This is a genomic window from Haemophilus parainfluenzae (assembly GCF_014931395.1).
Lineage (GTDB): Bacteria > Pseudomonadota > Gammaproteobacteria > Enterobacterales > Pasteurellaceae > Haemophilus_D.
This window is the reverse complement of sequence record NZ_CP063120.1, coordinates 486,046-498,439: the sequence shown is the minus strand read 5'-3', so window position 1 is coordinate 498,439 and position 12,394 is coordinate 486,046. Positions and strand designations below refer to the sequence as shown.

Below are 12,394 nucleotides of genomic sequence, written 5' to 3'. Positions count from 1 at the left end.
ATTTATTTATGAAAAAAACGTCTCTCAAATTAACCGCACTTTTAGGCTTATTCTTATTGCCTTTTACGGCATTTGCAGAAGAGCCAATCCAGTCATTAAATAAAATGTCGCAAGCCATGCGAGATTTAAATTATGAGCTTGCTTTTGTGCAAACTACGCCAACAAATATGGACTCATTCCGTTATCGTCATATTAAGCAAGGGCAAAAAGTGTATGCACAATTGGTGACATTAGATGGTGAACAGCAAGAAATCATCCAGCGCGGTAATTTAGTCAGCTATTTCCAGCCGGATTCACGTGCTTTCACGATTAACAGTGGTGAGATTGTGGATGCGCTTCCGGCAGTGATTCGCACTGATTTTAGCAAGCTGAGTCAGAATTATGATTTTATTAAGCTTGGAAAAGACCGAATTGCAGGCCGATTTGTCGATACCATTCGTATTGTGCCCAAAGACGATTTTCGCTATCAATATCTCGTTTTCTTAGATGAAGAAAATGGTTTGTTATTGCGTGGCGATATGCTTGATCGCGAAGGCAAGTTACTTGATCAGTTCCGTGTGGTGACGTTATATATCGATGATCGTCTACGTGGTTTGACAGATTACCTTAATAAGGTGTCAGTACCTCCACTTTTAAATGAAGGGAAACAAGAGTCTTCACTTTCAATCAATTGGAAAACTGATTGGTTACCGCAAGGTTTTGATTTAATTCGTCAAAATCATGATGTGATAGATGGTGAAGTAATTGAAAATGCGTTATTTAGTGACGGTCTTTTCACTTTTACACTCTATGTCAACAAAGCAGATAGCGCTGCCGCAACAGAAAACACATGGAAACAAGGGGCATACACGATTTATAGTGAAGTCATGGGCGATAAAGAAATTACCTTTATCGGACAGCTTCCAATTGCCGCAGCTAAACGAATTGTACAAGGTGTAACATTCCTAAAATAATTCAGTAGAAGCGAGAAAGTTGCTATTTTGTTTCCCCTTGCTATACTTTCTTCACCTAATGGATTTTAATAGCTAAACCCCGTCCTGCGGGGTTTTGTTTTATCAAGTGCGGTCATTTTTCTTAAGGTTTTTACAATGAACAATTCCCTTCCTCTTCTTGGCATCACGGGTTACAGCGGTAGTGGCAAAACCACATTACTGGAAAAATTACTTCCTCAATTAATTAAAAAAGGTTTACGTGTTTCAGTCATTAAACATAGCCATCACAACGCCCATGTGGATAAAGAGGGAAAAGACAGCTGGCGAATGAAAGAGGCGGGTTCTGCGCAAGTTATTATGGCTTGCGATAGTCGTTGGGCATTAATGACAGAAACGCCTCAAGCGCCGGTTTCGTTAGCTTATTTAAGCCAACAATTTGATCGTCATTTAACGGATTTAGTGTTAGTGGAAGGGTTTAAACAAGAACCCATTCCAAAGATTCTGTTGCATCGGCGAGAGATGACAAAACCTTTGCCAGAATTAGATGAAAACGTGTTGGCTTTAGCAACAGATTATTCGCTTGAAACTGACTGCACTTTATTAGATATTAATCACATTGAACAGATCGCTGAGTTTATTTATCAATGGTGGAAAAAGACGCAGTAATAGAAAGTCAGCATTATAAAGGGCTGGCTTGGGTGGCTTCCATGGCTTTGTTTATGCAAAGCCTGGATGCGACTATTTTAAATACTGCCTTACCCACTATTGCAACAGATCTGCAAACCCCTGTCTTTGAAATGCAAATGGCGATTATCGCCTATTCTCTTGCTGTTGCCTTATTTATTCCTTTAACTGCTTGGGCGGCAGCTAAATTCGGTACACTCACTGTTTTCCGCTCTGCTGTTTTTACCTTTGTATTCGGTTCGGTGGCTTGTGCGATGTCAACCTCTCTTGAGACCCTTGTGCTCGCACGAATTATCCAAGGTATTGGCGGGGCATTTATGATGCCTGTCGCTCGCCTTGCGATTATTCAAACCGTACCGAAAAATCAATTAATTAATGCCTGGAATTTAATGGCGACAGCAGGACTCATCGGCCCGATTCTTGGCCCGATTTTAGGTGGTTGGCTTGTGGTGCATACTTCATGGCATTGGATTTTCTTAATCAATATTCCTATTGGTATGTTAGGCTTCTGGGCTGCCGCTAAAGTGATGGGAAATCATAAGGGCAATGCAAATAAGTTAGACTGGACAGGCTTTTTACTCTTTGCATTTGGTTTAGTCGGTTTAACGCTCGGACTTGATTTACTGGGCGAAAGTCACCGTGACAATATGACTACATATAGTGCATTGTCGATTGGTATTGCATTATTGGTGGCCTATTATTTTTATGCAAAAGGTAATGAACGTGCCATTTTACCGTTATCTCTTTTCAATACGAGAACATTCCGATTAGGTATTGCAGCCAATATCTTTATTCGCCTTTCCGGTTCGGCTGTGCCGTTCTTATTACCATTAATGTTCCAACTTTCTTTTGGCTATTCAGCTGAAGAGTCAGGCTGGTTGCTTGCACCCATTGCGCTAATGTCTGTCGTATTTAAACGTTTTATTGGGCATATTTTAAATATCTTAGGTTATAAAACCACGTTAATTTTATCGTCACTTTTAATGGCAGGCTCAACAGTTTCCATGTCATGGCTTGATACCTCATCATCAACGACGTGGATTATATGTAATTTGATGTGGTATGGTGCCTGCATGTCGATGATTTTTACCTCAATTAACACACTTACCGTTGGCGATCTATCACAGGCTCAAAGCGGAGTAGGATCAACGGTATTGAGCATTGTGCAACAAGTGGGGATTGGATTTGGTATCGCAGTGGCATCTATTATTTTGACGTTATATCGTCAATTCATGGGTAACGACGGCGACGCATTACAACATGCTTTCAGTTATACGTTTTTGACGACTTCCATTTTTGCGATCGCATTAGTTTGGATATTGAGTTATTTACGTAAAACAGACGGGGATCATTTGCGGAAAAAACGCTAATATTGAATGTCTTAGTCTAATTTGTTATAAGAAAGATCTTTTTCTTATTTCGTAAAAGTTTGATTTGCTTATATCTTAGGTAAAATTTTATATTCATGTTTGGGTATTTTGCCCGATTAAAGAAGGAAAACTTATGAAATTAAAAGCGACCTTAACGCTTATTGCTGCTAGTTTGTTTTTAGCGGCTTGTGATCAATCTGGTTCTGCTGCAAAAGAAACCTCAAAAGCAGAAACAGCGAAACCTTCAGGCAATAACACATTTGTGTACTGTACAGCGAAAGCACCACTTAGCTTTAGCCCTGCATTGGTAATGGAAGGCACATCTTACAATGCAAGTTCACAACAAGTGTATAACCGCTTGGTTGAATTTAAAAAAGGTTCAACTGACCTTGAGCCAGCCTTGGCTGAAAGCTGGGAGATCAGTGACGATGGTTTAACTTACACGTTCCATTTGCGTAAAGGGGTGAAATTCCATACGACAAAAGAATTTACGCCAACACGTGATTTTAATGCGGATGATGTGATCTTTTCTTTCCAACGTCAGTTAGATCCTAACCACCCTTATCACAACGTATCGAAAGGGACTTATCCGTATTTCAAAGCGATGAAATTCCCAGATTTATTAAAATCAGTTGAGAAAGTAGATGATAACACCGTTCGTATTACTTTAAATAAAAAAGATGCGACTTTCTTAGCAAGCTTGGGTATGGATTTTATCTCTATTTACTCAGCTGAATATGCAGATGCGATGTTGAAAGCGGGTAAACCAGAAACTATCGATAACAAACCGGTAGGTACAGGTCCGTTTATTTTTGTGGATTACAAAACTGACCAAGCGGCACAATACGTAGCAAATGAAACCTATTGGAAAGGTCGTACACCGCTTGATCGTTTGGTGATCAGTATCGTACCCGATGCGACTACGCGTTATGCGAAGTTACAAGCGGGTTCTTGTGATTTAATTTTATTCCCGAATGTGGCGGATTTAGCCAAAATGAAAACCGATCCAAAAGTACAGCTTTTGGAACAAAAAGGTTTGAACGTGGCATATATCGCATTCAATACGGAAAAAGCACCGTTTGATAACGTGAAAGTGCGCCAAGCATTGAACTATGCGGTGGATAAAAAAGCGATTATTGAAGCGGTTTATCAAGGTGCAGGCACTGCAGCGAAAAATCCATTGCCACCAACAATTTGGAGTTATAACGACGAAATCCAAGATTATCCGTATGATCCAGAGAAAGCGAAACAGCTTTTAGCGGAAGCGGGTTATCCAAACGGTTTTGAAACGGATTTCTGGATTCAACCGGTGGTACGTGCGTCTAACCCAAATCCAAAACGTATGGCTGAACTTGTGATGGCAGACTGGGCGAAAGTTGGCGTAAAAGCAAATCCAGTCACATTTGAATGGGCTGACTATCAAAAACGTGCTAAAGCAGGCGAGTTAACGGCAGGTATCTTCGGTTGGTCAGGTGATAACGGTGATCCGGATAACTTCCTTTCTCCATTACTTGCAAGTGCGAATGCGGGAAACTCAAACTTTGCTCGTTTCAAAAATGCTGAATTTGATGCCTTATTAGATAAAGCGATTGGCTTAACCAATAAAGATGAGCGTGCTGCACTTTATAAACAAGCACAAGTGATTTTCCATGAGCAAGCACCATGGATTCCAGTTGCACACTCAGTTGGTTTCGCACCACTTAGCCCTCGCGTAAAAGGCTACGTACAAAGCCCATTTGGCTACGATGCGTTTTATGGCGTGAGTGTTGATGGTAAATAATTAACGGACTATACTAGCCCTTGCAACTGCAAGGGCTTTTTGTTTTCAAGCAAAAGGAGAAAGAAAATGGACTTACATGATATTCGAGAGGATTATTGCAAACAGGCGCTTTCTCAGCATGATTGCGATCCCAATCCAATAAAACAATTTGAAAAATGGCTCAACGAAGCCATTACGGCTAAAGTAAACGAGCCGACAGGTGTTAATGTTGCGACAGTCAATGAAGAGGGACGACCAACAAGTCGAATGGTGCTGTTAAAAGAAGTGAACGAGCAAGGCTTTGTCTTTTTTACAAACTATAACAGCCGAAAAGGTCGTGCTATAGAACATAATCCTTTCGTCGCCCTGACATTCTTTTGGCCTGAATTAGAACGTTCTGTGCGTATTGAGGGCAAAGCCGAAAAAATCTCGCCTGAACAATCAGATGAATATTTTGCAACTCGCCCTTACACTAGCCGAATTGGCGCTTGGGCCAGTGAGCAAAGTGCGGTCATTTCTAGCCACAAATCTTTATTAGCGAAAGCGGCACTGATTGCAGCAAAACACCCATTAAACGTACCTCGTCCACCACATTGGGGTGGCTATCTTGTGATCCCTGATCGCATCGAATTCTGGCAAGGTCGCCCAAGTCGATTGCATGACAGAATTTGTTATTTATACAATGATAGAAAATGGGAAATAGAGCGGTTATCGCCATAAGTGCCTTGAAATAATCTAGTTTTTGTCATCTTTAATGGAAATCTCATTGTTCTTGATTGAATTGGGCAATAGTGGAAGGGGTGAGGATTTGTTTCATTTATTGTTGTAAGCTTGCTATTGCTAGTGGTTAGCTATTTTGCACTGATACCCCAAAGAATAAAATTGCAGCAACATAAAACCAGGGATAGATAAAGTAAAGAGCGGTCATTTTTTTAGATAGAAATGATATAACTAAAAATTAGACCGCTTAGATATCCAAAGACTCAAGCTAGAACTTAGTTGTTGGTTAAAAACATAATTTGTATCGGTAAAGTCACAACATCTAAGAGTAAAGCTAAAGGTGTGAGACCCACAGCTTTTACTACGCCTTCTGCTTGAGAAGAGGTTTTATATCTTATATTTGATGTTTGTTGTTTTAATTTAAACGGTAATGATTTAGCTAGTTGTTTACTTGGGCGATGAATTTGTGCTTTGTCTGTTAATGAATAAATATCACCTGTAAGTTCTAAATTTTTAGCACAGGAAGCCTCATTACACATGAAGCCGAGTTTCTTTATTTTTCCTTTTTCTAATTCATTCATTACTTTGTATTTTAATGAAAAATCAGCTTTCACGTACTTGAGTTCTGTAAGATCGTCCGAGATAACTTCGATGGCATTATCTATATAAAAAGGATTACTGAATTTAGCATTAGTCAGTTCTTGAATTTCTTCTGAGCTTGTTTCATGTAAATGAATGAGATATTTTTTTCCAAAAATGAGCACTCTGCCAGAGTTTTTATCTTGTCCTAACGCAATAATTTCATCGCTATCAATAGTTTTCTCTTTCGTCACTGTTTCGATTTTATCGCCAGTTGCAAGATCGTTTGTGTTTGTCCAAAGTGTGGAGGTTGCGCAGCCAGAAAGCATAGCACCTAACCCAATAATAAAAATTAGTTTAGTTAAAATGTTTTTCATAGAAAATTCCTGTTGCTAATCTATATAGATTATTGAAATTACAGTTTTTTGTATAAGAATTCAATCTATTTTTTACAAGGTCATAAAAAACAACCGCACTTTGATTTGGTACCCAAAGTGCGGTTAATTTTTACGTTATTTTTATTTACCGATAATTTCTGCTAAATCAACTTTGCGGTTTTCGTAACGAGAACGAGTACATGCATCGGCAGTAGCGATAGCCGCACGAGCAGCTTCACCGGTGAGTAATTTTACAAATTCCTCTGTTGGTTCCATACCATGAAGAATATCGTTTAAATAACGCATTTCTTTTTTCATGATAGAACTCAACCAGAGCGGTGTGCGTTTGCCCGGTTTACCATATTGAATCGCACCGTCCATTTCTGTGCTGTTGTAAATACGGGTGCGGTCATCATCTTCTTCTTGGGTTTCGTGAATGAGGAAATAGGTGTCTTTTCCATCCACGCGAAGGGTGCCTTTGGTATTGTACATATCAAGTTTGATCGCACCTTTTTCCCCTTGAATTAATACATAATGCTCACCCCAACGGAAAGCGGAACCCCATTCTAGAACTGCGAAGCGATTATCATCATATTCCATGGTGACAAAAATCATATCGTCTTCATCACCGAATTTTTCGCCTTTGTGTGCAACATTGGCGGCTGCCATGGTAACGGTTTTTGGCATGCCACCCATAATGAATTGTACGCAGTCTAATTCGTGAATATGGTGGTATAAGTGGCCGCCAGATTTTTCACGGATTTTTTTCCATGAAATGGTTGGTTGTTGTTCTTCCCAACCGTTACGTGCGGTGTGGCAATAAAGCACTTTACCGATCACGCCTTGATTGATTAATTCTTTGGCATGGTGAACACCGTTAAAGAAGTTCATCACGTGGCCAGCCATGAAGGTAACGCCATTTTCTTCGCAAGCGCGGACCATGTCGTCACAGTCTTGATAACTTAAGGCGATTGGTTTTTCACAGAAAACGTGTTTTTTGTTTTTCGCTGCTAGGATTACCGGTTCTTTGTGTAAGTAGTTTGGGGTGGCGACAATTACGCAATCCACATCAGGTGATGTGACCAATTCTTCAAGAGATTTTGCCGCTACGCATTGTAATTCTTGAGCAATGGTTTCACTATTTTCAGGGTCGTATACCATGGTAATCTGTGCATCATCAAATTCATTCATGAAACGGGCTAAATCCGCACCAAAATAGCCAACGCCAACAACACCATATCGCATCATAATAAACTCCTTATTTTTTTACTGAGATTTGTTTTTCCGTTACCATGGATTGCTTCGCTGCTTCTGCAACTTCGATGGCTTCAGTTAAACATAGACTTAATGGGCTGGTTTTTCCTTGCGTTAAGTGCTCCACCACGCTTTGTACTTCGATTTCAGCGGCTCGGCTTAACCAAAGTTGGCAAGGTGCGTGGGTGACATTATATTGCTGTGTGCCTTTGGCACTTTCGCGTAAAGATAAATCAGCCTCAAATTCATCAAATAAATCAACGTGTTCTATTTTTCCATCTAGATAATTAAATGTGACACTTGAGGTAAAGAAATTGACTTCAATCACACCGTTTTCACCATGAATTTGAATGCCCCATTGGTGTAATCGATAAGCCGTGCCCATTTCGAGCGAGCCTAACACGCCATTTTTAAAACGTAATAGCAACTGCAACACATCGCGACTATCTGGCGTATCGTGATGCGCTTGATTAGCGGCTTGAGCAAAGACCGCCTCAATATCGCCTAGTAACCAACAGAGTAAATCCAGTTCGTGAATAAGGTGGAAAAGCTCACCGCCCGTAAGATTGGCATCTAATTTCCACCATTCTTTGTTTGGTAGATTTTCAATCCAACGCTGACGCATAGCACGTGCAACCGTAATGCGGCCTAATTTTCCTTGTTCTAAAGCCGCTTTGACTTTCAACATGCCAGGTAAAGTACGTTCTAAATGGCCTACAAAAATGAATTTGCCTTTTTCTTCGGCAAGACGGCGTAAATGTTGGCCCTGAGAAGAGCTTAAGGTAAAAGGCGTTTCAATAAAGACATGACAGCCAGCGTTTAACGCTAAGATCGCTGGGGAATAATGGGCGTAGTTTGGTGTGGCGATAACCACTAAATCAGGTTTGGTTTCAGCCAACATTTCTTCCACACTAAAAAAGGCTTGGCTACCGTATTGCTCTGCAAGTTTTTGTGCAAGAGAAGGGTTGATATCGGTCACCGCAATTAAGTTTGCTTGGGCTTTATCAAATGCTGAAGCCAACTGAACGCCAAAAAAGCCGCAGCCGATTAAGGCAATGTTTAATCCATTAGTTTGCATCATGCCCTCCTTGTTGTAAGCGTTGGCGAATACTTTGGAAATATTGCAAGATCGCGCGTTGCATCCGTACCAAATCATGTGCTTCTACGGCATCAATTAATTCGCGATGTTGCATGGCTGATTTTTCAGGCGAAAGTGTTGGTGGCGGTAAGCCTTTTTCCACTTGTTGATAAATTTGCCAAAACGCATCTAAATATTGAATCAGTAATGGGTTATTTAATGGTTCATAAAGTCTTAAATGAATGTGGTATTCATCTTTTGGGGAAAATTTTTGCTCTCGAGCATTTTTCTCCATATTGGCCACTGATTTTTGCAAAAGTGCGGTCTGTTCTTGGCTAATTTTTCCCAACACCATCGGAGCAAAACCGTATTCCAAAATTTCCCGAATATCCAAAATATTAATCAGCTGATTATGATCATTATGCAAATTCAATTGAGTGTGAAAACTTAATCCACGAATCATGGGTACAAGAGATGATTCACTCACAAAAGTGCCAACACCATGGCGAATGTCTAAAATGTGTAGTGCCTCTAAAGATTTAATGGCTTCACGCAAACTGGAACGGCTCACACCAAGCTGTTCAATCAGTTCATTTTCTGTTGGCATCAAATCGCCAGATTTAAGATTTTGTTTAATGATGAGCGATTTGATTTTATCCTGCAAAACGAGACTTGCTTCTTTTTTACTTGTTTTTTTCATTTCTGTTCTCATTTTCTAACCTATTTTCTGAATTTGTGATCCAGCTCTCATTCTCTTGCATTGACATAAGACATCATACGTCTTATCTTTATTTATGCAAGCAGAAATTAGCAGTGATTTTAAATTCTGTGATCTATACCACAAAATTCTCAAATACAAGGAAGGAGGTTGTTATGGCAACATCATTACCATGGTATAAAGAAGTCAGTCCTACGCAAAAAAAAGCGTTATTTGCGGCTTGGTTAGGTTATGTTTTTGATGGCTTCGATTATATGCTTATCACTTACGTGCTTTTGGATATTCAAAAAGAATTCGCCATGAGCACAACGGAAACATCCACATTATTACTTGCAGCTTTCGTCGCACGTCCATTAGGTGGCGCGATTTTTGGTAGCTTTGCCGATAAATATGGTCGTCGTTTAGCAATGATTGTTTCCATTGTGACGTATTCCGTCGGCACATTCTTGTGCGGTTTATCCACCAGTTATATTTGGCTTTTCATCTTCCGTATGATTATCGGTATGGGGATGGCTGGTGAATATGCGTGTTCTTCCTCTTATGCCATTGAAAGCTGGCCACAACATTTACGTACAAAAGCCAGTGCATTTTTAGTGAGTGGCTTCTCCATTGGTAATATTCTTGCTTCTCAAGTGATTCCTTGGGTGTCTCAAACTTATGGTTGGCGTATGGCTTTCTTCATTGGTTTAGCACCAGTCGCTTTAGTGCTCTACGTTCGTCGTCATGCACCTGAAAGTGAGGAATGGGCACAAGCGAAAGCAGCGGGTAAAGTGAATAAAGTTCCACTTACTGACCTATTCACTGAAAAACAATTACCAATCACCTTAATTATTTTCTTAGTTTGCTATTCAATTTTCTCTGTAAACTGGCCAGTAGTGGGCTTGCTTCCACTTTACCTCAAAGAAAACGGCTATGCTGAAAATGTGAAATCACTGATGTTTTGGGCAGGCTTTGGTATACTCATCGGTACCTTAATTGCAGGATTTATCGGTGATAAATTGGGTGAGAAGAAAACCTTTGTATATAGCTTATTGTTATCACTTTTCTTCCTATTCCCAGTATTCTATTTGCCAGAAAATAATGTATTAGCACTTGGTGCGTTGCTCTTCTTCTTACTTGCAACTAACCTAGGGATTGCTGGTTTAGTGCCAAAATATATGGCGACTTTCTTCCCAGCTGAAATGCGAAGCACAGGTATTGGTTTCATCTATAACTTCGCTGCGATTGGCGGTGGGGTGTCTCCTGTGATTGCCGCTGCACTTAGCGAAAGAGTCGGACTTAGTTCAGCCCTTGTGTATGTCACCTTATTCTGGACAATTGTCCTTGTTGCTCTCGTTGGATTAAGATTGCCAGAACGCATTCAAGCTCGTATGCAACAATAAAAAATGAAAGTAAAACAGACCGCACTTTTAGGTGCGGTTTGTTGTTTATACAAAAATAGTTTGAAGTATGTCACAAATTTGTTAAAAATATGTTTCAATTCTTTCCGTTAAATGCTAATTAATAATCTCCCCTATCGTTTTATAGGAGATTGTATATGCAAACTCAACAAACCTTTCTCTCTAAATATAAAAGTCTCATTATTCTTGCCTTAGACTTTGTCTTCATGTTGGTGTTAATCAAAATACTGCCGTTTTCTGCTCAAGAGAATCGCGGGCTAGCCTTGCTGATTTTTATTGGTATTTTATGGTTAACGGAAGCCTTTAATATTACCGTGACATCCCTCATGGTGCCTGTTGTAGCTATTGGATTAGGCTTGATTAATACACAAAAAGCGCTTGCGCCATTCTCCACGCCAATTATTTATATGTTCTTTGGGGGATTTGTGGTGGCGGCGGTGTTACAAATTCAGAATCTAGATAAGATTATTGCGAATTACATTATCCGTTTGGCCAAAGGAAACTTAAAACTTTCTATCACCTATCTGTTTACTGCAACCACATTCCTTTCCATGTGGATTAACAACACCGCTGTGGCAGCCATGATGTTACCGCTCACTATGGGGATGTTAAAAGGTATCAATGCAGAGAAAAACCATCGGTTGTATGCCTTCGTATTATTAGGCATGGCATTTAGTGCAAGTATTGGTGGTATTGGTACCTTAGTGGGAAGTGCGCCGAATGCGATTTTGGCATCTCAAATTCCAGTGACTTTCACGGAATGGCTAGGTTATGGTTTCCCAGTGATGGTATTGCTTGTACCTTCAATGATTTTTTCTTTATGGGTAATTTTACGTCCAGACTTTTCTGTGGAATTTAATCCATCACTTGAGAAAGTCAGTTTTAACCGAAAAAATATCATTACCTTACTGATCTTTATCGGCATGGCGATTATGCTGCTTTTCAGTTCTCTTCTAAATCCATGGATTAGCTCTCTTCTTGAATTGCCGAAAAAAATCGAAAACTTTGATACGGTGATTGCACTATGTGTGGTGATCTTTATTTGTATCTCAGGTGTGGCAAGCTGGAAAGAAATCCAAGAACGTGTAGAATGGGGCGTGCTCGTTTTATTCGGTGGTGGTTTAACACTCAGTATTGTGATGAAAGATTCGGGTGCCAGTAAGATTATGGCGGATAGTATCGTTCAGTTTGTACAAACCAAACCACTTTGGGTACTTTGCTTTGTGATAACTGCATTTATTATTTTCTTAACAGAATTCACATCGAATACCGCCAGTGCTGCATTGATTATGCCAATTGTGATTTCAGTGGCACAATCCATGAATTTACCGCCTATCGCTTTAGCCGCAATTATCGCTTGTGGGGCAAGTTGTGCATTTATGCTACCAATCGCCACACCGCCAAATGCTATTGTATTTGCAACAGGCAATGTGAAACAACTTGATATGGCGAAAGTCGGTTTGATTCTAAACCTATTCTGTATTGCCATTATCGGCAGCATGACTTATTTTGTTTGGTTGTAA

The 12,394-nt window shown here is 40.0% G+C and carries 11 protein-coding genes; 7 read left to right on the top strand and 4 right to left on the bottom strand.

The genetic code is table 11. The features are described 5' to 3' along the window. Window positions 1–8: 8 nt before the first annotated feature. From rseB to pdxH, 5 genes are all read left to right on the top strand, one after another. Entirely contained in the window at window positions 9–953 is a 945-nt protein-coding gene (gene rseB / locus INP94_RS02425) for a sigma-E factor regulatory protein RseB (protein WP_115911709.1), read from the top strand. Between the two features lie 135 nt (window positions 954–1,088). After that, a complete protein-coding gene (gene mobB / locus INP94_RS02420; RefSeq protein WP_177989622.1) occupies window positions 1,089–1,598 on the top strand; it encodes a molybdopterin-guanine dinucleotide biosynthesis protein MobB in 510 nt (169 codons plus the stop codon). After that, window positions 1,577–2,986 (top strand): MDR family MFS transporter, encoded by a 1,410-nt coding sequence (locus INP94_RS02415; RefSeq protein ID WP_197543922.1) that lies wholly within the window; start codon window positions 1,577–1,579, stop codon window positions 2,984–2,986. The genes mobB and INP94_RS02415 overlap by 22 nt, the downstream gene beginning before the upstream one ends. A gap of 133 nt (window positions 2,987–3,119) precedes the next feature. Continuing rightward, window positions 3,120–4,766, top strand: a complete 1,647-nt coding sequence (locus tag INP94_RS02410; RefSeq protein ID WP_197543921.1) for an ABC transporter substrate-binding protein — start codon at window positions 3,120–3,122, stop codon at window positions 4,764–4,766. Between the two features lie 66 nt (window positions 4,767–4,832). Continuing rightward, window positions 4,833–5,465, top strand: coding sequence for a pyridoxamine 5'-phosphate oxidase (gene pdxH, locus INP94_RS02405; protein ID WP_197543920.1), 633 nt, complete (start codon window positions 4,833–4,835; stop codon window positions 5,463–5,465). Window positions 5,466–5,740: 275 nt separating this feature from the next. Here the strand turns inward: pdxH and INP94_RS02400 are convergent, their stop codons facing one another. The 4 genes from INP94_RS02400 to INP94_RS02385 all read right to left on the bottom strand — a co-directional run bounded on the left by INP94_RS02400 (window position 5,741) and on the right by INP94_RS02385 (window position 9,453). Then, entirely contained in the window at window positions 5,741–6,421 is a 681-nt protein-coding gene (locus tag INP94_RS02400; RefSeq protein ID WP_197543919.1) for a YidX family protein, read from the bottom strand. Window positions 6,422–6,562: 141 nt separating this feature from the next. Further along, window positions 6,563–7,669 carry a Gfo/Idh/MocA family protein gene (locus INP94_RS02395; RefSeq protein WP_197543918.1) on the bottom strand — a complete coding sequence of 369 codons (1,107 nt, stop codon included), beginning with the start codon at window positions 7,667–7,669 and terminating at the stop codon, window positions 6,563–6,565. 10 nt (window positions 7,670–7,679) lie between these two features. Beyond that, window positions 7,680–8,753, bottom strand: a complete 1,074-nt coding sequence (locus INP94_RS02390; protein WP_111304751.1) for a Gfo/Idh/MocA family protein — start codon at window positions 8,751–8,753, stop codon at window positions 7,680–7,682. After that, window positions 8,743–9,453: a FadR/GntR family transcriptional regulator gene (locus tag INP94_RS02385; protein WP_111327459.1), complete on the bottom strand. Its 711-nt coding sequence runs from the start codon at window positions 9,451–9,453 to the stop codon at window positions 8,743–8,745. The genes INP94_RS02390 and INP94_RS02385 overlap by 11 nt, the downstream gene beginning before the upstream one ends. 173 nt (window positions 9,454–9,626) lie before the next feature. Between INP94_RS02385 and INP94_RS02380 the strand changes: the two genes are divergently transcribed. Continuing rightward, complete coding sequence (locus INP94_RS02380; protein WP_197543917.1) at window positions 9,627–10,853, top strand: MFS transporter; 1,227 nt, start codon at window positions 9,627–9,629, stop codon at window positions 10,851–10,853. A 155-nt stretch (window positions 10,854–11,008) separates the two neighbouring features. Continuing rightward, complete coding sequence (locus INP94_RS02375) at window positions 11,009–12,394, top strand: SLC13 family permease (RefSeq protein ID WP_005699102.1); 1,386 nt, start codon at window positions 11,009–11,011, stop codon at window positions 12,392–12,394.

What these genes read in the sequence shown, in the direction of transcription:
- INP94_RS02380 (WP_197543917.1), top strand. Translation starts at nt 9,627, where the DNA reads ATGGCAACATCATTACCATGGTATAAAGAAGTCAGTCCTACGCAAAAA.
- INP94_RS02390 (WP_111304751.1), bottom strand. Translation starts at nt 8,753, where the DNA reads ATGCAAACTAATGGATTAAACATTGCCTTAATCGGCTGCGGCTTTTTT.
- INP94_RS02375 (WP_005699102.1), top strand. Translation starts at nt 11,009, where the DNA reads ATGCAAACTCAACAAACCTTTCTCTCTAAATATAAAAGTCTCATTATT.
- INP94_RS02415 (WP_197543922.1), top strand. Translation starts at nt 1,577, where the DNA reads ATGGTGGAAAAAGACGCAGTAATAGAAAGTCAGCATTATAAAGGGCTG.
- rseB (WP_115911709.1), top strand. Translation starts at nt 9, where the DNA reads ATGAAAAAAACGTCTCTCAAATTAACCGCACTTTTAGGCTTATTCTTA.
- pdxH (WP_197543920.1), top strand. Translation starts at nt 4,833, where the DNA reads ATGGACTTACATGATATTCGAGAGGATTATTGCAAACAGGCGCTTTCT.
- INP94_RS02400 (WP_197543919.1), bottom strand. Translation starts at nt 6,421, where the DNA reads ATGAAAAACATTTTAACTAAACTAATTTTTATTATTGGGTTAGGTGCT.
- INP94_RS02395 (WP_197543918.1), bottom strand. Translation starts at nt 7,669, where the DNA reads ATGATGCGATATGGTGTTGTTGGCGTTGGCTATTTTGGTGCGGATTTA.
- INP94_RS02410 (WP_197543921.1), top strand. Translation starts at nt 3,120, where the DNA reads ATGAAATTAAAAGCGACCTTAACGCTTATTGCTGCTAGTTTGTTTTTA.
- INP94_RS02385 (WP_111327459.1), bottom strand. Translation starts at nt 9,453, where the DNA reads ATGAAAAAAACAAGTAAAAAAGAAGCAAGTCTCGTTTTGCAGGATAAA.
- mobB (WP_177989622.1), top strand. Translation starts at nt 1,089, where the DNA reads ATGAACAATTCCCTTCCTCTTCTTGGCATCACGGGTTACAGCGGTAGT.